Raw genomic sequence first — 19,625 nt, 5'->3', positions numbered from 1 at the left:
GGTTCGCATCACCCTGCACGGAGGGCAACCATGAGCCACACCACCATCGCCGCCGCCCTCGACGACCTCCTGTTCACCCCCGGACTCGACCTCCGGGAAGCCGTCGACCGGCACTTCGCCCCCGACTACCGTCAGCGCACGGACGGCACGTGGGACGAGCGTGACGGGTTCATCGCCCACATCGCCCACCTGCGCACGGTGATAGCGGAGGGCAGCATCGAGGTGCACGAGGAACTGACCGACGGACGGCTGTACGCAGATCGTCACACCGTCGACGTCGTCAAGAAGGATGGTTCCGCCGTCCGCACCGAGGTCTACCTCTTCGGCGAGTTCGCCGCGGACGGCCGATTCCGCCGCATCGAGGAGACCACGCTCATGCTGTCCGGCAGTGAGACGGACCGGAACCTCGGAAGCGCACGCTGACGACGACGGGCCCCCCCCCCCCCCCCCCCCCCCCCCCCCCCCCCCCGCCCCGGCGACGTGCGCGTCGCCGGGCCGCGGGTCCCGTCAGGTCAGCCGGAGAACCGGCCGCAGAGCCAGTTGCCCGGCTCCGCCGGATCGTCGCTGATCCAGAACTGGCGCCACAGCAGCGCGAACTCCTCACGGCTGAGGTGGCCGTCGCCGTTCAGGTCGATCAGTTCGAAGACACCCGTCACGTCCACGGGCTGCCCGTTCCACGTCTCCACGAGCCTGCGATGTTCCTCGGGGGAGATGCGGCCGTCGCCGTTGGCGTCCACGGCGTCGAAGACGGTGTCCGCGGTCGCGGTGACGTCCGCGACCATGGCGGGCAGCCTGTCGACGAGGGCGAGCAGCTCACCCATGTCGATCGCGCCGTCCCCGTTGGCGTCCCCGGTTTTCAGCAGCGCCGCCCACCACCCCATCAGCAGGGCCTCCACCCGTGCGCGGACCTCCGTGCCGGGCCCCACCCCCGGCAGGCGGCTCCACCGGGCCACGAGCGCGGTGAAGTCCTCCTCGCGCAGGAAGCCGTCGCCGTCCGCGTCGAACGCCGCGAACATCCCCTTGAGCTTGAGCTCTTGAAACGCGCTGGCCATGAGCGGTCTCCCTCGACGCCGAACCGAACCACGAACGTCTCCGACCCGTCGGGGCCGGCGGACAGCGCGTAACTCTAGGCCGGGGCGCGCCCCCGGCCCCACGAGCACATGTGCGCGAACGGTCACCCGCCGACGGTCCCTCCGCAGGGCCGGCAGGCCTCCGGCCCGCGGTGGCCACGGGCGCACCGACCCGGCGTTAGGTCCGCGTCACGCCGGCCGTCAGCCGCCTGCGGCAACGTTCCGTCCGGGCGTCGGGCCGGACCCGCGCCTCGATCCGAACGGACCGGACGCTGACAGGGAGACGGCCAGGGACACAAGGGCGGGACGGAACGGCGGACGGTGGACGGTGCGGGGGCGGCCGGGACGGCGCCTGGCGACGGTGCCGGCCGTGATGGTCCTCGCCGGAGTGCGGCTGACGAAGCCGGCCGGGGCCCGCCGGGCGGCGAGCGCGGCCGGGCGCCGCAGCGGCCCGGAACGCAGCAGCGTCAGGTACGCCTCGGAGAGCGCGGCGCCCGGGTCGACGCCCAGTTCCCCGGCCAGCCGGCGCTGCGTACGCCGGTACCCCCAACGAGATGGTCCGCACCTCGTCGAGCCTGTCGCACGGCACGTGGAGCGACAACATGGTCCCGCCGGACCGCGTCTACCCGATGTCCAACGGCACCTGGCAGTCGGAGTCGAACGGCTTCATGACCGGGACGCAGGGGTCGGCGGTCTACAACATGTACGAGGTCGGCAACGTCGCCATCCACTGGAACAACCCCTACTCGGGGAGCAACAAGTACGCCTGTGACGTCCCGTCGGGCTTCACCTGCCGTCAGGACGGCGGCGGTGGCGACAACGCCGCCGTCACCTTCACCGTGAGCAAGGGCTGAGGACGACCGTGAACCGACGCACCGCAGCGCTGGCGTGCGCCGCCGCACTGACCCTGATCGCCGCCGGTTCGGCCTCCGCCGCCCCCCCGCCGCCGCGGCCAACCCCACGCCGGGGCAGACGTACGTGATGGCGCCCCAGGAGCGGCCCGACGAGTGGCTCGGCGACGTCGACTACTTCGGCTCCGTCGTGTGCAAGGCCGGCCGGCTCTGTACGGCAACCGGCACGACGACGCCGTATGGCAGGTCGGCGGCAACAACGACGGCACCCTCTCGCTCCTGAACAGGGACGCGGAGCAGTTCGGACAGAGCCTCCAGGGCGTGGGCAACGGGATCCTCGTCTCACAGGGCCAGGGGGACAGCTTCCACTGGTACACGGTCGCCGGCCCCGGCGGTTCCGTCGCACTGCGCAACAAGGTGACGGGCCGCTACCTGAAGGCCACCGCCGCCGGAGCGGTCGTCTCGGCCACCAACGCCTACTGGTGGTACATGGTCAACACGCGCCCCTGAGGCCCCGGTGCGGGTGGGCCGGCCCGTACGGGTCGACCCACCCGCACCGTGATCAGAAACAGGGGAAGGGACTGTCCGTCCTCACCCGGCCCCGGAACCCGACCCTGATCCCGTCCCGGATCCGGTTCGCCCGATCAGTAGGCGACCCACTCGCTGCGATCCGGCCACCAGCCGAACCTCGGCCGGCCCTCCAGCGCGCTCGTGCGGAAGGGCCGACCGCCGTCGTCCACCCGCACCGTGCCGCGCCGGTCACCGCTGCTCCAACCCACCTCCAGGTACCAGCTCGCCTGATGCCCCTCCGTGTGGATGTCGAGGTTGAACACCTGTGGGTCGTGCGACGAGACCTTGAACGGGAAGCCCTTGGCGGGCACGGTGGATCCGCCGTCCTGACCGTCCTTCGCCCTGGTCACGGGCCGGGCGTCGTCCAGGTCGATGTCGAAGGTCTGCGGGGTGATGCCGCTGCCGCAGCCGTCGCCCATGGAGAAGGCCCGCCACGCGAGGGGCGCGCCGCGCTCGACCACCCGCACGTCGATCCCGGTGATGACCACCGCCTCCTCCGCGCGACCCTTCGCGGTCAGCTGGAGCCGCATCGCTCCGGCGTCCACGGCCCCGAGCGCCCGGGCCCAACCCCGGGTGTCCTGCGGGGCGCTGGGCGGCGGGACCTGACCCTCCGGCTGATCGAGCAGGTAGTTCTCCCCGCAGGGCGCGTCCCAGTTGTACGAGCTGACCCCGACGCTCGGTGGCTGCACGGCCGCGCCGTCGCCGGAGGGCGGTGTCCCCCCGGGCGTGCTCGACCCTTCCCGGCCGGGCGCGGGCGCGCTCGCCCCGGCGCCGGGGGAGGCACCGCCGGCCGCGGTGGCCGAACCGCTCGCCGTGGGACCGGCCGAGGCGGAGGCGCTCGTTCCGGGCCCGGCTCCGGGGGCGGACGGCGAGGCCCGACCCGACGAGGGCGTCACCGGCGCGGAGGGGCCCGAGGGGGTCGGCTCGTCCGCGGCATAGCGGGTCACGGCGTACGCGGCCGGTACGGCGAGCACCGCGACGGTCCCGGCCGCCAGGGCGATCCGCACACCACGGCGCCGGACCGCGGAGCCGACGGCCGCGGACCGCGAGACGTCGCGACCGCGCCGGGACCATCGCGTGGCGCCGGCGCCGGAAGCCCCGGGAGTGGCGGCCGGCGTCGCACCGGACTCCGGATCCGGATCCCCCTCGGATTCCGCTTCCGGTGCCGTCAACGGCAACGCGTCGCCCTTCGGGGCGTCCTCGGGCGCGGGCGTGGGCGTGGGGAAGTGCGGACCGGTTGCGCCGGCCCCCTCATCGGGTGCCGTACTCGGGGTGCCCTCCGCCTTGGGGAGGTCCACCGAACGGGTCCCTTCGATCCCTCCGACCGCTCCAACCTCTGCGGTCCCTGCGCTTCCCCCGGCCGATTCGGCCTCGTCCGAGGTGCCGGTCGTGACCGGTGGCCGCTCGGCCGGTTCGTGGGCCGCCGGCCGCGGACGCCGCCGCGCGTCGTCGGCGATGATCCAGCGCCGGTGCGCCTCCACCAACTCGTCGCGGGTCGCCCCGCACTGCTTGGCGAACCGCTCGATCGTCCCGAACTCGGTGGGAACGGCATCTCCGTTGCAGTACCGGTGCACCGTCGACGTACTCACGTGCAGCCGCCCGGCGAGCGCTCCGTAGCTCAGCCCCGAACGCTTCTTGAGCCCGCTCAACAGTCCGGCCAGGCCATCCGATCCCGTGGTCACTCGGGTCCCCCGCTCCCTCTGTCTTTCCAACCAGGCGTTCCAGGGACAGGTCATCCGCCCAGCTCACAGGCCGTTCCACGTCCCAACGTCCCCCATTGTCCCGTGTATCTGGCACATGATCGGCACAGCCCCGCAACCTTGGGACAGCGCCACCGGAACCGGAGCCGCCATGCCAAGACGTTTCGGCGCGACCGACGTGGTCGCCGTCGCCGTACTGATCGCCTGTATCTCGGTCCTGACCGTGGTCCTGGGCCGTCACTGAGTCCGCCTCACATCCCACACCAAAAGGACGACCGCATCATGCGCACCACCCGTACCCGTCGCACCGCCCTGACCGCCTGCACCGCCGCGCTGCTCGCAGCCACGACCCTGACCGCGTGTCAAGGCAATGACGCACTGACCAAGGAGCCGTCTCCCGCCGGCGCGGCCTCCGTCGTGCAGCCCTCGGGCGGCACCACCGACAGTGGCAAGGCGCAGCCCGCCGCCCACACTCCCACCGGGGGCACCGCCCCGAACGCCAAGGGCGGCGCCGGGGACGGCAACAGCAAGGCGAGCGGCGGCAAGGGCGGCGCCGAGGCCGGTTTCGTGGCCTGCGCGGCCGGTTCCACGAAGATCGTGGCCACCAAGGTGGAACGCCCCGTCAACCACATGCTGCTCACGGTCACCAACACCGGAAAGCGCGCCTGCGACGTCTACATGGCGCCACTGCTGCGTTTCGACGAGGAACAGGCCGCGACGCAGATCGTCGAGGACAGCAAGCCGCAGGCCGTCGCGACCCTCGCCCCGGGCGAGTCCGCGTACGCGGGGGTGACCCTCAGCAGCGCGACCGGTGAGGCGGCCCACGGCTACAAGCCCAAGAAGCTCACCCTCCACTTCGCTGCCCGCAGCGGGTCCGGTTCGGTCGGTGCCCCGGTCAAGGTGACGCTCCCGGCGGGCACGTACAAGGACGACAGCGCTGCCGTCACCTATTGGCTCTCCTCGATGCAGGACGCGCTGACGTACTGAACAACCGGCTCGCCCCGCCGGCCCGAAGCGCCCCGCTCCGAAGCGACGACACCGCCCCGGGGCGGGCCCGGGGCGGTGCGGGGGTGGGCGAGGAGATCAGATGCCGATGTTGGCCAGATTGACACCGAGGGTGCGCAGGGTCGCCGCCAGTGAGGGGTGCTTCACCTCGAACCGTTCGGCGGCCAGGTGCAGGGACTCGGCCATGCCCGGGTCCTCGGCCGCCTCATCCGCCTCCAGGCGGTCCAGCAGCGCCTCCAGGTGCGCGCGCTCGTGCGTCGGGAGCGCGGCTCCCGTCGTCCGGAGCTCCGCACGCAGTGCCTCCAGGTGTTCCCTCGTCGCGTGGTTGGGCACCGTGTCTCCTCCGTCGCTCGCCGCCTCACCCGGGGTCCGTCCCCCGAAGGCGGATACCGACCGCCTGCCCGCCCCCGCGTTCCGCACGCCTCCCCGCGCCGTCGGATGATCCGTTCGGTCGTACCCGACGTGGGCCGCCGCGGGGCCGGCGCCTCTGTCCCGCCGACTCAGCGGAGCTCGACGGTCACGCCGAAGGCCCGTAGCCGGTCGACGACCTCCTCGGCGTACGACACGTCGGCCGCCGGCCCGGCGCCCGCCAAGGCGCGGCGGGCCGCGGGGAAGTGGTGCCACACCAGGGTGAAGGGCGGGACGGCTCCGTACCCGCCGGACAGACAGTCGAACAGCGAGTTCCAGCACCGACCGTAGTAGCCTCCGGGGCCGTTGACGGCCTCCCCGAGCGCGCAGTGCAGGGCGTACCGGCCGGTCACGAGCCGGCCGTCGAGGTGGTGACGGCCGCCCTTCCGGTCCGGGCCCGCGTGCTTCTCCGTGAGCCACAGCCATTCGGCGAGCAACTCGTCCGGGAAGCGCGTCCAATGGTGGGGCTCGGTGGGTCGCCCCTCACGCCAGAACGCCCACACGGCCTCCAGCGCCGGCAGGGGCTTGTCCTCGACCCGTCCGGCGACCTCGACGTCCAGGAGACCGGAGCCGAAGGCGGAAGGCTTCGCCCCGATGACCCGCAGGTGGGCGTCGCGGCCGGTCATCACCCGGCCCGTCCGGTCGACGGCGAGGATGTCCGTCGGAGTGGAGCGGTCGCCCCCGGCCAGGAGCGGTGCGTCGGGGTCGACGCCGAGGAGCCGGAGCACGGCCTGTTCCGGAGCCTTGCGGGTGGCGAAGAGCCGCGGCGCCGCCGCGCAGGAGCCGTAGGGGTCCTCGCCTTCGGCGTCGGACAGTTCGAATCCGAACTGCCGGCGCAGTTCGTCCGGCGGTCGGCCGAAAGACCAGTCGGGCGTCCGGACCGTGGCCTCCACGGTGATGTCGACGCGTGAGGGGTCCTCCGAGCCGGGCCGATGGGCCACGACCACGGCGTCGGACAGTCCGTAGGTCCAACCGTCCACGGGCAGGCCCCTGAGGGTCACCTCGATCCGCAGATCGCCGACTCGGCCGCGGTCCGCGCCGGCGACGGCGGCGCGCAGCCGCCCCGACGGTGCGCACGAGAAGAGCGTCAACTCCTCCCGGGGCGCGGTGGGCGGCGGCAGTTCGGCGAACAACCCTTCCACCTCGGCGCACTTCGCCAACAACGCGTACCCGAGGCTGTAGGGGGCGTCCCACCCGTCCTCCCCGTGGTCCCGCTCCTCCACCAGGACATAGCGCAGCGGTACGTCGCGTCGCTGGTTCCACCGCTCGTGCCAGGGGTTGTTCATCGCGACCATCCAACAGCAACCGGCCCGGCGCCTCACCCGGGTTTCTCCCCGCGCCCCGCCGGCGCCCGCCCCGCGCGCGGGGCGCGGGGGCGCAGCTCCGGAACTACCATGGACGGATACAGCCGAAACAACCCGGTTGGCCCGGATCTCGTCTCTCGGCCGCGTGCAGAACCGTACGCATACCCAGGGTGATCGATGACAATGAAGCGAACCGCCCGGATGAAGCGAACCGCTGAAGGGCGCGTCGGCGCCAGGGTCCCCGCGATCGCCGCCGCTGCCGCCTGCGCCGTGTGCCTGCTGCCCGGGGGCGTGGCCGCCGGCGAGGCCGACCAGGCAGGGTCTCCCACGAAAGCGGTGTGTCCGACCTCGCTGCCGGACAGTTTCTGGCGCGCCCCCGTGGACAAGCTCCCCGTGCACCCGAACTCCGCCCGATACGTCTCCTCGATCGGCTCCTCGGTACCGCTTCACCCGGACTTCGGGTCGGGCCTCAGCGACGGCGAACCCTTCGGCATCCCCATCACCGTCTCGGACGAGAAGCTGCCGGAAACGAAGGTCACCCTGGACTACGCCGACGAGAGCGACAAGACCGGGTACCGCATCCCGCAGGACGCCAGGATCGAGAACGGTCCGGCGAGCGAGGGGGACCGCCACGTCGTCGTGTGGGACCGCGACCTGTGCAAGTCCTACGAGCTGTGGAACGCGAAGCAGGAGGGCGACAACGCCTGGCACGCCGGAGGGGGCGCCGTCTTCGACCTGACGACCAACGAACTCCGGCCCGACGGCTGGACGTCCGCCGATGCCGCCGGCCTCGCCATCCTTCCCGGACTGGCGCGCCACGAGGAGGCGGCGTCCGGGCACATCGACCACGCGATCCGTGTCACCGTGCCGCGCTCGGACCAGAGTCACGTCTGGCCCGCGAGGCACCAGGCGGGCTCCGCGGCTGACGCGTCGCTGCCACCCATGGGGTTGCGGCTGCGGCTGAAGGACTCGGTGGACACCTCGGCGATGGGCCCGCAGGCCAAGGCCGTGGCCGAGGCGCTCAAGAAGTACGGCGCCATCGTCGCGGACAACGGCTCGGCCTGGTTCATCACCGGTGAGGAGAACCCCGGTTGGGACAATGCCCAACTCGACGCGCTCAAGGCCATCAAGGGGTCGGACTTCGAGGCGGTCGACGCATCGGGACTGCAACAGTCGCCGGACTCGGGAGCCGTGGAGACCAAGTGACCCCCCGGCCGGGTGGGGGCCGGCGCGGGCCGGACCCGGCCGGGAACCCGCAGGGGCGGGCCCCCGGGCGGGTGACTCACGTCTACGTCCGGGCGACGGCCTCCAACGGGCTCAGCGCGGCCGCCCGGCGGGCCGGACCGGCGGCCGCGACCGTGCCGATCGCGAGGGAGACCAGGCACACGAGGAGCAGCGTCCCCCACGGCAGGGCCATGGAGTAGTCCGCGATCGCGCCGTTCGCCAGCGCGCCGACCGCCCGGGCTCCGAAGAGCCCGCCCGCCAGGCCCAGGAGGGTGCCGAACGCGGCGACCGTCACGGACTCCAGGCGGATCATGCGGCGGATCCCGCCGCGATCCATGCCGAGGGCGCGCAACACGCCGATCTCGCGGGTGCGTTCCGCGACCGACACGGCCAGGGTGTTCACGATGCCGAGCGAGGAGATCACGGCGCCGAGTGCGAGCAGCCCGTACATGAGGGTCAGCAGGTCGCCCATGGCCCCGGCGGCCTCGTGGACGAGTTCGTCGCGGTCCTGGACCTTCACGAGCGGGCTGTTGCCGGTGGCGGTGCGCAGCCCGTCGGCGGTGGCCGGGGCAGCGCCGCCCGCGCCGGCACGCACGAGGATCCGCTGGACGGAGTCCGGCAGGTGGCTGTGCCGACCCACTTCGACGCGCGCGCCCAGCACGTCGTGGGCGACGGGGTTGTCCCGGTAGACACCGACGACGGTGTACTGCCCGGGATCCTGGTCGCGACCGATGCGCGCGGTCAGCGCGCTGCCCGCGCTCAAGCCCTGTTCGCGGGCGACGGAGGCGGACACGGCGAGCCGGCCGGGACCGAGGTCCTTCAGGGATCCGCTGACGAAGTCGAGTTCCATGACGTCGTGCACGGTCTCGGGGTCGACGCCGGCGATCTCGCGTACCTGGCCGCCCGTGAACAGCGTGGAGTCCGTGACGGCGCTCGCCGTCTCGACGCCGGAGGTGCCGGCCACCCGCTGCACGGCGGCCGGATCGATGCCGCTCATGGTGGACCGGGCACTGATGACGTAGTCGGCGCCGAGACCGGCCGCGGCCTGCCGGTCGAGGGCCTGCGACGTGGAGTCGCCGATGACGGCGAGCCCGGCGACCAGGGCCGTGCTGACCATCAGCGCGGAAGCGGTGGCCGCGGTGCGGCGCGGGTCGCGCAGAGCGTTCTCCCGGGCGAGCCGGCCGGCGATCCCGAGGCGGTCGGTCAGGCGTCCGCTCAGCCGGATCACGGGACCCGCGAGGAGCGGCGCCAGGACGATCAGGGCGACCACGACGACGGCGCAACCGAACATGGCGTTCCGCAGGTTCTCCTCGGAGGCGTCCTTCGCCCCGGTGAGCGACACCAGCAGCCCCGCGCCGAGCGCCAGCAGGAGCACTCCCGCCACCCCGCGGACCCTGGACGCCGTCGCGGTGGGCGGTTGGTCCGCCGAACGCAGCGCCTCGATGGGCGCGATCCTCGCGGCCCTGCGGGACGGCAGCCACGCGGCGAGGACGGTGACGCCCACGCCGACGCCGAGCGCGGCGACGATCGGGCGCGGTCCGATGACCAGGGGCCCCCGGGGCAGGGCGATCCCGGTGCTCAGCAGGTCGGGCAGTACGGCGGCGATGCCGAGGCCGAGGAGGAACCCGAGCGCCGACGCGGCGAGGCCGACCAGCGCGGCCTCCCAGAGGACGGAGCGGACCACCTGCCGGCGCGAGGCGCCGATCGCACGCAGCAGCGCGATCTCCCGGCCGCGCCGGGACACGAGCATGGTGAAGGTGTTGACGATGAGGAACGAACCGATGAACAGGGAGACCCCGGCGAAGACCAGCGGCAGTTTGGTGTAGCCACGGGTCAGCGTGTTGACGAGGATGCCCTGTTGGTCGGCCTGGGCAGTACCGGTGGTGGCTTCGGCGCGGTCGGCCGGCAGCATCGCGCGGACGCGCTCGGCGAGCTCGAACTGGCCGGTGCCGGGGGCGGCGGTCAGGTCGATCGAGGTGTAGTGGCCCGGTGACGCGAACAGTGCCTGGGCGGTCTCCTTGTGGAACAGGGCGAGGGTGCCGCCGGCGGTCACCCGGGGCTCCTTGGTGGTCACGACCCCCACGAGCCGCTTCCTCAGTACCGGGCCGTCCGTGGCCAGCGTGATGGTGTCGCCCAGGGTGAACCCGCCGGCGGCGGCGGTGCCGTCGTCCACGGCGATCTCGGCGTCGTTCCGGGGCGCGTGCCCCTTGACCAGCGGAAAGCGACCGTCCTTGCCGTCCGCCCCCGGTACGTAGGCGGCGCCCAGGTTCGCCCAGATCCGTCCGGCCCGCAGGGGGGCGCCGTCGGAGCCGTTCAGGGTGGCCAGGCCGTCGGCCGACGGCCGTACCGCGGCGACACCCGGTACGTCGGCCAGTTTCCGGGCGAGCACGTCATCGACCACGGTGGTGTCATCGCCGGTGCCTGCCGGGGCTGCCCCGGGCGGGGGCTGCCTCGGGGCCACGGTGACCGCGATGTCCGCGAAGCTCTTCGACACGGCGGCGCGGTGAGCGGCGGCGGAGGAGTCCGCGAAGACGAGTGCGCCGCTGACGAACGCGACACCCAGGCAGACCGCGAGGACGGTCAGGAGCAGACGGGCCTTGTACGCCAGGGCGTTGCGCAGGGCTGTTTTCAGCATGGGCAGCTTTCAGGGCGGGGGAGGGGAGGGAGGAACGGGCGCGGCGCAAGCGGCGCCGGGCCGGTCAGCTGGTACGGGAGCGGGTGTCGAACGCCTTCATCCGGTCCAGGACCCGCTCCGGCGTGGGATGCGCCATCTCGTCGACCAGGCGACCGTCCGCGAGGAAGACCACACGGTCGGCGAACCCGGCGGCCACGGGGTCGTGGGTCACCATGACCACGGTCTGGCCGAGTTCGCGCACCGAGTCGCGCAGGAACCCGAGGACCTCGGCCCCGGCGCGGGAGTCGAGGTTGCCGGTGGGCTCGTCCGCGAAGACGATCGCGGGACGGGAGGCCAGCGCACGGGCCACCGCGACGCGTTGCTGCTGCCCGCCGGACAACTGCCCGGGGCGGTGGTCGAGCCGCTGCGACAGGCCGACCATGGACACCACCCGGTCCAGCCACTGCCCGTCGGGGCGGCGCCCGGCGATGCTCAGCGGCAGCGTGATGTTCTCCAGCGCGGTCAGCGTCGGCAGCAGGTTGAACGCCTGGAAGACGAAGCCGATCCGGTCCCGGCGCAGGGCGGTGAGCTGCCGGTCGTTCAGCGTGCCCAGGTCGGTGGTGCCGATGCGGACCGAGCCCGAGGTGACCGAGTCGAGGCCGGCGGCGCAGTGCATCAGCGTGGACTTGCCACAGCCGGACGGGCCCATGATCGCGGTGAACTCGCCCTCCCGGAAGGCGAGGCTGACATCGTCCAGGGCGACGACACGCGTGTCGCCGCTGCCGTGGACCTTGGAGAGGCCGACGGTGGCGGCCGCGATCCCCGCCGTCGGGTTCGGCGCGTACGGGGAAAGGGGCTCGGCGGTCACGATGGACTCCTCTTCGGGTACCGATGGGGGCACTTCGAAGGGTGTCCGGGGAAAGTATCGGGATTTCATCCGTCGTGTGTCGGTGGCCGCGCCGCTTCGCAGCAGTTGCGCGTGACGGATGGTCAGGCGGGTCGGGCCGGCAGGCGCAGGGTGGCGACGGCGCCGCCTTCCGGGGCGTTGCCCAGGTGCAACTCGGCGCCCAGTACCCGGGCCTGGCCCTGGGCGATGGTCAGGCCCAGTCCGTGCCCCGAGCCCCGCTCCGCCGCGCCCGTGTGGAAGCGTCGCGGACCGTCGCGCAGCAGGTCGGCGGGGAAACCGGGGCCGCGGTCGCGCACGACGACGGTACGACCCTCGACGGTGACCTCGACGGGGCCGCCCCCGTGCCGGTGGGCGTTGACGACGAGGTTGCCGACGATTCGTTCGAGACGGCGCGGATCGGTTTCCACGGTCGCCGCTCCCTCGGTGGTCGCCGTTCCCTCCGTGCCGGGCGTGTCCCCGACGGTGACCGTCGCGACGCATCCGGTACGCGCCACGGCCTCCCGCACGACCGCGCCGAGCGGCACGTGGGAGCGGACCGGCTGTTCGGCGCCCGCGTCCAGCCGGGAGATCTCCAGCAGGTCCTCGATCAGGCCGCGCAGATCGCGTACGCGCGCCCGCAGCAGATCCTCCGTCTCGCCGCTCGGCAGCAGGTCGGCGGCGACCAACAGACCGCCGACGGGCGTGCGCAGCTCGTGGGCCACGTCCGCGGTGAACTGCCGCTCGTTGCGCAGGCGTCGGGCGAGGCTGTCGGCCATCAGGTCGACGGTGGCGGCGATGTCGGCCACCTCGTCGCCGCCCTTGACGTGCCCGGTCCGGGCGTCGAGGTCCCCGGCGGAGATCCGGCCCGCGGTCTCGGAGACCCGCCGCAGCCTGCGGCCGAGCAACCCGGCCCCGTACACCGCCAGGGGCACGGCCGCGGCGAGCGCGACGAGCGAGGCCACCGCCATGCTCACGTCGAGGCGGCGCAGCTCGTGGAGCTCACCGTTCATGTTGACGCGCATGGCGAGCACCGGACTGTCCGGGCCGCCGATCCGCTGGGCGGCCCAGACGGTCGGCCCGACGTTGGCGTCCACGCGGCCGTCGTAGGCCGTGTGCCGATTTCCGTCGGCCGGGTGGCGCAGGGGGGCGGGCAGCTCGGCGGGGTCGAGTTCGGCGCCGTCCGCGAGCGTTCCGGTGCGCCGGTAGACCTCCATGGCCGAGTACACGCCGTTGAACGCCCGTGCCTCGGCCCGACTGCGGATGTCCTGCGCCGTCCACAGGTGGACCAGTACGCCCACGGCCGCGGCGACGAGGCACGCCGTGGCCGCGGCCAACGCCGCGATCTTCCGACGCAGGGACGCGCGGACCGGCCGCGGCCGGGGGAACGGGCGCACCGCGCTCAGCGCCTGAGCTTGTAGCCGAAGCCGCGGACCGTCTCGATCCGGTCCCGCCCCAGCTTCTTGCGCAGCCGCTGCACGCACAGGTCGACGACCCGGCTGTCGCCGTCCCAGCCGTAGTCCCAGACGTCGCGCAGCAGGGTGTGCCGCTCCAGCACGATGCCCGGGTGGGCGGCGAACTCCAGCAGGAGTTTCAGCTCGGTCGGGGTGAGCGCCACCGGACGTCCGGAGACGAACACCTCCAGGCCGCCGGTGTCGATGGAGAGGTCCCCGAAGAGCAGCCGGTCCCGGTCTCCCCCGGACGCGGGCGGCTCCTCGCCGGTCGTGCGCGCGGGCCCGGGGGCGGGGGCGTAGGTCGCCCGCCGCAGCAGCGAGCGGATGCGCGCCACGAGCACGGAGGTCTCCACCGGCTTGACGACGTAGTCGTCCGCCCCGGCCTCCAGGCCGGCGATCACGTCGAGGCCTTCGCCGCGGGCGGACATCATCAGGATCGGCACCAGGCTGGTCTCCCGGACCCTGCGGCACAGTCCGATCCCGTCGAGACCGGGCAGCAGCACGTCCAGGATCAGCAGGTCGAATCTCTCCTCGCGCAGGAGCTCCAGCGCGGCGAGGCCGTCCGCCGCGGCCTTCATCCGGTAGCCGTAGCGTTCGAGGGCGACGGTGAAGGACCGGCGCATCAGGTCGTCGTCCTCCACCAGCAAGACGCGGGCGAGGCGCGCGGAGGCGGGAGCCGGGGCGGACGAGGACACGGGGACGACTCCTGTTCGAACGGTCCGGGCGGGGCGGGGGACCCGGGCGCGCTCACGCACCGCCGACGATCCGAAAGGAACGATACGCCGGCGAAGCGGGGCGTCGTCCGTGCCGAACCCCGCGCCCGCACCCACCCGAAGGAGCGTCCGAGACCAGAGAAAGCGCAGCTCAGGCAGGGTGGGGGTGCCTTGGCTCCCTGGTACGGGCCGACCCTGCGAGGCCACGGCCGCCGGGGACGACGCACCGGTTTGATGGACGACCAAGCGCTCCCTGATACCCGCCCGATACACAGGCGAGGCCGGCGCTCCCGCACATGCGGGTCGGCTCGCCCCCTCCGGCGTCAGCGGACCCGGAGCAACCCGCGCAGCGTGTGCCCCAGCAGGCGGGCGTAGGCGCGTTGCAGGACGGGTACCGCCGGGCCCGCGAGGCGGGTGTACCAGCAGCCGGGCCGGCTGAAGGCGGTCACCGTGAACCACACACCGCCGTCGGCGTCCATGTCCACGACGAAGGACTCCTCGCCGCACTCGGGGTGGCCCTTCAGCGTCCCGTACGCGAAACCGACGCGGTCGGGTTCGTACGCCGTCCAGATCACCTGGCACGGAGCGGTGACGCGCAGCGGCCCGATGCCGATGCCGACCTCCACCCGCCGACCGGGGAGGAGGGGGCCCTCCTGGTCCGTGGCGACGCGCATCCCCGAGGCGCGGTGCGCCCGGAGGGTGGTGACGGCGGCGCCGGCCGCTTCCAGGTCGGGCCGGCCGTGCCCGATCCGGACGCGGTACTCCAGGTGGTTGTATCCGGCCGGCAGCGGGCGCCGGGCCGTGGCGCCCTCCTCGGGGTAGTTGACGGTGTCGCGGGCGGCGCTGAAGAGGCGGGTCATGGGGTCTTCTCCGTCAGGTCGGGGCCCAGCCGCTGCCAGGCGAGCATCGAGCAGAGGGCGAATCCGAGGGCGTTCCCGAGGCCGTGGGTGGCGGCCATCCAGGTCAGGGTGGGGTGAGTGATGCCGGTGGCCTCGCCGAGGGCCCACCACAGGGCGAGCAGCATGGTGGCCACCAGGACCGCGGCCGAGGTCGACAACAGGGCGCCCGTGACGCGTCGGCGGGCCCGCGGCCGGATCTCCCGCCAGGTCAGCATGGCCACCGCCCACATCCCCCCGGTCAGGACCACGGCGCCCACCAGCTCGGCCCAGTCGTCGACGAAGTAGCCGAGGAGCACGAGGAGGGTGCCGGCCGGGACGCTGTACGCCGCCGCGTGCGCGAGGCCGCCGGCCGAGGACGGGGCGGCCCGGCACACCAGCCCGGCGACCAGGGCGGCGACGAAACCGGCGAAGTGGAAGTGCGGCACGGTCAGCGCCAGGATGTCGAGGTCGAAGCCGAAGAGACGGTGTCCGCCGCGTTCGGCGACCAGGGCCGTCGCGGCCACCGAGGGTGCGACGAGCGCGGTCAGCACGGCGATCTCGGCCGGGGCGAGCGAGCGCGTCCGCAGCAGCCGGGCCGGGGCCCGTGCCGCGAGGGCGAGGGTGGCGGCCGCGTAGAGTCCGGCGAGCACGGTGGCGAGGGAGCCGCGCGGAAGCCACAGGCACAGCGCGCCGGGAACGGCGAGGAGCGGCCACAGCCGGGCGATCCGGTGCAGCCCGACCGGGTCGATCAGACGCAGGCCTGCCGGAACGATCCCCAGCATGCCCAGGGTGACGATCAGATTCACCAGTACCGTCATCGCGGACCCCCTCCGGCTGCGCCGTACGCGCGGAGCAATGAACGCTTGAACGCGTTCAACTCATGGTCGTGACCCTACGGGGTTCGTTGAACATGTTCAAGACCGGTGGCAGGCGGGCGCCCCATCACCTCACCCGCCGGCTCCGAGGACCTCCCGGATCACGTGCCGGGCGTTGGCCGAGATGATCGGGTTGGTCCTCCGGTAGTACGGCAGCTGGATGACCGCCATGGACAGCGCCCAGCCCCGGCCCCGCGCCCAGGTCGCGTCGTCCACGTCCACCGCGTCGCGGTACACCCGTCGAGCCGAGGCGGGCAGCAGGTTCCAGGCGGGAATGAGGTCGGTGGCCGGTTCTCCCATGCCCACGGTCCCGAAGTCGATGACGGCCGCGACGCGGTCACCGTCCAGCAGCAGATTGCTCGGCATCAGGTCGGAGTGCGTCCAACGGGCCGGGCCCGCCCACGGCGCCGCCGCGAGCGCCTCCTCCCAGGCCACGGTGATCTCCTCGGCGTCGAAGGGTTCGTCGGTGCGGCGCAGCGCCTCGATCGCCTCCCGCACCTCCCGGTCCTCGCCGACCAGTGGCGCGCCCCGGTGCGCGGGCGGACCGCCGGGGAGTTCGATCCGGCGGAACGCGACCGCGAACCGTGCCAGTTCCCGCGCCACGGACTCCGGCTCCGCAAGCTCCCCCTCGACCGGGCTGCGTCCCTCGATCCACCGGTGCACCGCCCAGCTCAGCGGGTAGCCCTCACCCGGGGCGCCGGTCGCCACCACCTCCGGGATCGGCAAGGGCAGCAGCGGCGCCAGCCGGGGGAGCAGCCGCGCCTCCGTCGCGATGGCCTCGGCGCCGCCGGGGCGCAGCGGCAGCCGGACGGAGAGGTCGTCGCCGAGCCGGTAGATCGCGTTGACCGTGCCGCCCGACGCGAGCCTGGTGATCGGCAGGTCCGCCCACCGGGGGAACTGGGTGCGCAGCAGCCCTCGCACCAGGTCGGTGTCGATCTCCGCTTCGTCCGCGTGCATCCTGCCCATGTCCCACCCCGTTCTCTCGGTTCCCGCCCGGATCGTCGCACGGCCCGACCACGCCACACAGCCGATTCGGCAGCCCTCCGACCAGGCCGAACCGACGGACCGCACCCCCGCGACCGCGCCCGGACCGCAGCCCTCGCGTGCTCGACGTTCCAGGTCGGGACGGCGCCGTGGACAGGGCGAGGAACGCCCCGTGCCGCGGCCCCCGGGCAACCCGCGCATTTCCCGGCGGGGGAGTGCTCCGCGCCGCTAACGTGGCGGAACTCACTGCCGTCGGGGGGCAGGCGGTCGGTCGCGATCGCCAGGGCGTGTTCTCTCCCGGCCGAGCTCTGTCTCGCGGCGGTGTCCGCAGGACGCCAGGCGATGCCGCCTGTCGCCTCGACGCGCAGAGGAGCAGTGTGCAACGGCCGCTTCCGCAGGGGATCGAGTACCTGATCGAGCAGTTCGACACGTTCGCGGCCAACCGGGGCGAAAGCCGCCGGTTACCCGTGGTGCTGTTGAAACGGGACCCGGGCGCACCCGGCTCCGTGCAGGAATCCACCGCGCGCACGGTGATCACGGGATACCGGGACCGACTGTACGAACGGGACCTCGACCGCACCGTCGACCTCGTCCCCCACGCACTCCTCGAAGACACCGACGCCACCGCTCCCGAGACACCGCCCGGCGAGATCCCCGGTGCCGAGATCGACCCACACGTCGCCCTGCTGGACGCCTTCGTCGACCAGTTGGAGAACTCGATGCCCTCCGACGCGGGGGAACTGCGGCTCCCGCGCTTCCACACCTGCCGCGCCGTCCTGGAGGTGTCCGTCGGCGCCGGTTCGGCCGCCGGCAAACGACGCCGGCTGCGCGACGAGCTCTACACCGAACTCCTCGCCCGCAGACCGCTCCTGGGGACCCTGGCCAGGGTCGCCGGCGCCACCGGCGGCAGCTTCCTGGTGAACATCTGGCTCTCCCTCTTCCAACTCCTCGTCGTCGGACTGCCCCGACGCCTCTACGGCCTGTGGCTCAGCAGACGCCGCTCAGTGCGCTGGGTCGGCTCCCGCAGACCCAAGGGCGCGAACTTCCTGCGCATGGCGTTGACCATCACCCGGGCCGGCACCTCGCGGCACAACCACGCACTGATCCAGCGCATGCTGCTCATGGCCCTGCTCAACGACCTGTCCCGGGCCGCGAAGCCCTCCCGGCTCTGGATCCACCGCCGCCGCCGCCGCTGGCCCTTCGTCCTGCTCCTCCCGGAGGTCGGCGAGGAAGGCACACCCGTACGCGAACTGCTCGACACCTACGCGGACATCGTCCGCACCGAACCGCCCGCGCCGCTCATGGTGCTGGGAGCCCTGGCCGGGGCAGCGCCCTCCTACGCCCAATCGGTACCCGCCGACCCCCGCAGCGTCACCGGTCTCGCCGACCGCGTCCACGCCCTCTACACCCGGCGCTCCGCGTCGGCGGTCCACCTGGTCCCCCTGTCCGCGAGCGACGACGACGGACCGGCCGACCGCTGGCTGGAGACGAACCCGAAGGTCGAGGTCCGCGCGAACGGCCGCGGCGACTACGTACGCGCCGTCGCCGCCCCCGTCCTGGTGCTCGCCCTCGTGGCCGCGGGACTGATCGTCTTCACGAACAGGACCGGAACGAAACCCTCCTGCCACCAGGTCGCCTCCGGGGAGATCGTCGGCGTCACCGACGGAAGCGAATGCCACCTGGGCATCGCCGGACGCGACGACGAACTCCTGTCCCTGGAAGCCGTCGCCGCGCGGCAGAACGGCGACGCGCTGCGCAGCGGACGCCCGTACCGGACCGTGGTGTTCTTCGCCCCGCTCACGGCGGAGCCCGGGGACTCCACCCCGGTGAGCATCCAGAGCCTTCGGGGCGCCCTCACCGCCCAGAACCAGGTCAACAGCCGCGAGGGCGACGTGGTCCAGATCCGTCTGCTCATCGCGAACTCCGGAAAGTACTTCGCCTACGGATCACAGAACACCCAGGGCCCGGACATCGCGCAGGAGATCGTCCAGAGGAAGGACCGGGACAAGATCGCGGCCGTGGTCGGCATCACACAGAGCCGGCCCGCCTCGTTCGCGGCGGTCGCGGAACTCTCCGCGGCCAGCATCCCCGTCATCGGCAACTCGGTGACCGGCAGCAAGATGGTGGACGAGCGGGCCTCCGCCTACTACTTCCAGGTGTCGCCCTCGGACGACCGCATCGCCGAGGTGATGGCCGAGTTCGCGTCGCACTCCGAGCAGATCGGCGAGCTGACGACGGTCAAGGACGACAACCGGACGGCCGTGGTGGTCTACGACCCGGAAGACGAGTTCTTCAGCTCCGACCTCCAGACGAAGTTCACCCGGTACTACACCGGCGGCAAGGTGGTGACCGTCCCCTACTACGAGCACCGCAACGGGCAGATCGTCTCGGAAGTGGCGCGCGACATCTGCGCGGAGGTCCGGGCCACGGGCGGATTCATCGTCTACGCGGGCCGCTCGGGCGAGATGCCGGGACTCTTCGACGCACTCCAGGGCACCGCCGACTGCCGGAAGGCGGACGGCAAGCAGGTCGCCGTCCTCTCCGAGAGCACGGCCGCCAAGTACCTCCAGGACCCGGAGGACATGCTCAGGAAGCACTCCGTCCTGAGGCCCTACTACGTGATGTTCAACAACTCCAACGGCAAGGAGAGCGCCGACAGCCCCTACTCGGAGTTCACCTCACGCTTCCGGAACGTCTTCAAGGACGGATCGGTACCGGAGGGAAACGCGGCCGGTGCCTACGACGCCCTCCGCGTCGCCTCCGAGGTCATCAATTCGGTCTACGCCCAGTACAAGACGGCCGAGAACAGCAGCGCGCCGTTCCAACCGACGGACGTGTACGCCCGCCTCTCCAACCCGGGGGTACAGAACTTCTCGGGTGCCTCCGGCCTCCTCTCCCTGGACAGCCGCCACAAGTACCCGCCGAACAAGGCCGTCTACGTGCTCGAATCCCACCTCGACAAGAGCGTGACCACCTGGATGGCGTGCGGCCTGCTGCCCGACCAGCCGCCGGGACTGAACAATCCCGCGACCTGGGGGAGGCCCGGGAAGACGCGCCCCTGCCCGTGACCCTCCCACCGTCCGCGAGGCACC

17 protein-coding genes are annotated in these 19,625 nt (G+C 72.8%); 6 read left to right on the top strand and 11 right to left on the bottom strand.

Features of this window, described 5'->3' with window-relative positions:
• Window positions 1-30 precede the first annotated feature (30 nt).
• A complete protein-coding gene (locus OTB19_RS10420; protein ID WP_267797769.1) occupies window positions 31-423 on the top strand; it encodes a nuclear transport factor 2 family protein in 393 nt (130 codons plus the stop codon).
• 89 nt (window positions 424-512) lie between these two features.
• Here the strand turns inward: OTB19_RS10420 and OTB19_RS10415 are convergent, their stop codons facing one another.
• Window positions 513-1,052, bottom strand: a complete 540-nt coding sequence (locus tag OTB19_RS10415; protein WP_267797768.1) for an EF-hand domain-containing protein — start codon at window positions 1,050-1,052, stop codon at window positions 513-515.
• Window positions 1,053-1,624: 572 nt separating this feature from the next.
• Here OTB19_RS10415 and OTB19_RS10410 point away from each other — a divergent pair.
• A complete protein-coding gene (locus OTB19_RS10410; RefSeq protein ID WP_267797767.1) occupies window positions 1,625-1,924 on the top strand; it encodes an aegerolysin family protein in 300 nt (99 codons plus the stop codon).
• A gap of 189 nt (window positions 1,925-2,113) precedes the next feature.
• Window positions 2,114-2,431: a hypothetical protein gene (locus OTB19_RS10405; RefSeq protein WP_267797766.1), complete on the top strand. Its 318-nt coding sequence runs from the start codon at window positions 2,114-2,116 to the stop codon at window positions 2,429-2,431.
• Window positions 2,432-2,565: 134 nt separating this feature from the next.
• Here OTB19_RS10405 and OTB19_RS10400 read toward each other — a convergent pair whose 3' ends face one another.
• A complete protein-coding gene (locus tag OTB19_RS10400; protein WP_420716822.1) occupies window positions 2,566-4,227 on the bottom strand; it encodes a helix-turn-helix domain-containing protein in 1,662 nt (553 codons plus the stop codon).
• A 246-nt stretch (window positions 4,228-4,473) separates the two neighbouring features.
• Here OTB19_RS10400 and OTB19_RS10395 point away from each other — a divergent pair, with 246 nt between their 5' ends.
• Complete coding sequence (locus tag OTB19_RS10395) at window positions 4,474-5,178, top strand: DUF4232 domain-containing protein (RefSeq protein ID WP_267797764.1); 705 nt, start codon at window positions 4,474-4,476, stop codon at window positions 5,176-5,178.
• Window positions 5,179-5,274: 96 nt separating this feature from the next.
• Here OTB19_RS10395 and OTB19_RS10390 read toward each other — a convergent pair whose 3' ends face one another.
• Window positions 5,275-5,529 carry a DUF4404 family protein gene (locus OTB19_RS10390; RefSeq protein WP_267797763.1) on the bottom strand — a complete coding sequence of 85 codons (255 nt, stop codon included), beginning with the start codon at window positions 5,527-5,529 and terminating at the stop codon, window positions 5,275-5,277.
• A 167-nt stretch (window positions 5,530-5,696) separates the two neighbouring features.
• Window positions 5,697-6,890 carry a barstar family protein gene (locus OTB19_RS10385; RefSeq protein ID WP_267797762.1) on the bottom strand — a complete coding sequence of 398 codons (1,194 nt, stop codon included), beginning with the start codon at window positions 6,888-6,890 and terminating at the stop codon, window positions 5,697-5,699.
• A 219-nt stretch (window positions 6,891-7,109) separates the two neighbouring features.
• Between OTB19_RS10385 and OTB19_RS10380 the strand changes: the two genes are divergently transcribed.
• Window positions 7,110-8,114, top strand: coding sequence for a hypothetical protein (locus tag OTB19_RS10380; protein ID WP_267797761.1), 1,005 nt, complete (start codon window positions 7,110-7,112; stop codon window positions 8,112-8,114).
• Between the two features lie 82 nt (window positions 8,115-8,196).
• Here OTB19_RS10380 and OTB19_RS10375 read toward each other — a convergent pair whose 3' ends face one another.
• The 7 genes from OTB19_RS10375 to OTB19_RS10345 all read right to left on the bottom strand — a co-directional run bounded on the left by OTB19_RS10375 (window position 8,197) and on the right by OTB19_RS10345 (window position 16,506).
• Window positions 8,197-10,767 (bottom strand): ABC transporter permease, encoded by a 2,571-nt coding sequence (locus tag OTB19_RS10375; protein WP_267797760.1) that lies wholly within the window; start codon window positions 10,765-10,767, stop codon window positions 8,197-8,199.
• A gap of 64 nt (window positions 10,768-10,831) precedes the next feature.
• Window positions 10,832-11,683, bottom strand: a complete 852-nt coding sequence (locus tag OTB19_RS10370) for an ABC transporter ATP-binding protein (RefSeq protein ID WP_420716821.1) — start codon at window positions 11,681-11,683, stop codon at window positions 10,832-10,834.
• 53 nt (window positions 11,684-11,736) lie between these two features.
• Window positions 11,737-12,966, bottom strand: coding sequence for a sensor histidine kinase (locus tag OTB19_RS10365; protein ID WP_267797759.1), 1,230 nt, complete (start codon window positions 12,964-12,966; stop codon window positions 11,737-11,739).
• Between the two features lie 65 nt (window positions 12,967-13,031).
• On the bottom strand, window positions 13,032-13,778 hold the full coding sequence (gene cseB, locus OTB19_RS10360; protein WP_267797758.1) for a two-component system response regulator CseB: 747 nt from the start codon (window positions 13,776-13,778) through the stop codon (window positions 13,032-13,034).
• Between the two features lie 341 nt (window positions 13,779-14,119).
• The gene (locus tag OTB19_RS10355; protein WP_267797757.1) at window positions 14,120-14,656 is read right to left on the bottom strand and encodes a DUF1990 family protein; all 537 of its coding nucleotides are present in this window, start codon (window positions 14,654-14,656) and stop codon (window positions 14,120-14,122) included.
• Window positions 14,653-15,492, bottom strand: a complete 840-nt coding sequence (locus OTB19_RS10350; RefSeq protein WP_267797756.1) for a YndJ family protein — start codon at window positions 15,490-15,492, stop codon at window positions 14,653-14,655. The genes OTB19_RS10355 and OTB19_RS10350 overlap by 4 nt, the downstream gene beginning before the upstream one ends.
• 129 nt (window positions 15,493-15,621) lie before the next feature.
• The gene (locus OTB19_RS10345; protein ID WP_267797829.1) at window positions 15,622-16,506 is read right to left on the bottom strand and encodes an aminoglycoside phosphotransferase family protein; all 885 of its coding nucleotides are present in this window, start codon (window positions 16,504-16,506) and stop codon (window positions 15,622-15,624) included.
• Window positions 16,507-16,910: 404 nt separating this feature from the next.
• On the opposite strand from OTB19_RS10345, the gene OTB19_RS10340 reads away from it, so the two are divergent.
• Window positions 16,911-19,601, top strand: a complete 2,691-nt coding sequence (locus OTB19_RS10340) for an ABC transporter substrate-binding protein (protein ID WP_267797755.1) — start codon at window positions 16,911-16,913, stop codon at window positions 19,599-19,601.
• The last annotated feature ends 24 nt before the right edge of the window (window positions 19,602-19,625 follow it).

The organism is Streptomyces sp. H27-H5, from assembly GCF_026627505.1.
In the GTDB taxonomy this organism is placed as follows: domain Bacteria; phylum Actinomycetota; class Actinomycetes; order Streptomycetales; family Streptomycetaceae; genus Streptomyces.
Note: the sequence above shows the minus strand (reverse complement) of the source record. Positions and strands in the feature narration are given on the sequence as shown.

Bases quoted from the DNA above. Each gene is read 5' to 3' on its own strand.
- OTB19_RS10420 (WP_267797769.1), top strand. From the start codon at position 31: ATGAGCCACACCACCATCGCCGCCGCCCTCGACGACCTCCTGTTCACC.
- OTB19_RS10415 (WP_267797768.1), bottom strand. From the start codon at position 1,052: ATGGCCAGCGCGTTTCAAGAGCTCAAGCTCAAGGGGATGTTCGCGGCG.
- OTB19_RS10410 (WP_267797767.1), top strand. From the start codon at position 1,625: ATGGTCCGCACCTCGTCGAGCCTGTCGCACGGCACGTGGAGCGACAAC.
- OTB19_RS10400 (WP_420716822.1), bottom strand. From the start codon at position 4,227: ATGACCTGTCCCTGGAACGCCTGGTTGGAAAGACAGAGGGAGCGGGGG.
- OTB19_RS10395 (WP_267797764.1), top strand. From the start codon at position 4,474: ATGCGCACCACCCGTACCCGTCGCACCGCCCTGACCGCCTGCACCGCC.
- OTB19_RS10385 (WP_267797762.1), bottom strand. From the start codon at position 6,890: ATGAACAACCCCTGGCACGAGCGGTGGAACCAGCGACGCGACGTACCG.
- OTB19_RS10380 (WP_267797761.1), top strand. From the start codon at position 7,110: ATGAAGCGAACCGCTGAAGGGCGCGTCGGCGCCAGGGTCCCCGCGATC.
- OTB19_RS10375 (WP_267797760.1), bottom strand. From the start codon at position 10,767: ATGCTGAAAACAGCCCTGCGCAACGCCCTGGCGTACAAGGCCCGTCTG.
- OTB19_RS10370 (WP_420716821.1), bottom strand. From the start codon at position 11,683: ATGAAATCCCGATACTTTCCCCGGACACCCTTCGAAGTGCCCCCATCG.
- OTB19_RS10355 (WP_267797757.1), bottom strand. From the start codon at position 14,656: ATGACCCGCCTCTTCAGCGCCGCCCGCGACACCGTCAACTACCCCGAG.
- OTB19_RS10350 (WP_267797756.1), bottom strand. From the start codon at position 15,492: ATGACGGTACTGGTGAATCTGATCGTCACCCTGGGCATGCTGGGGATC.
- OTB19_RS10345 (WP_267797829.1), bottom strand. From the start codon at position 16,506: ATGCACGCGGACGAAGCGGAGATCGACACCGACCTGGTGCGAGGGCTG.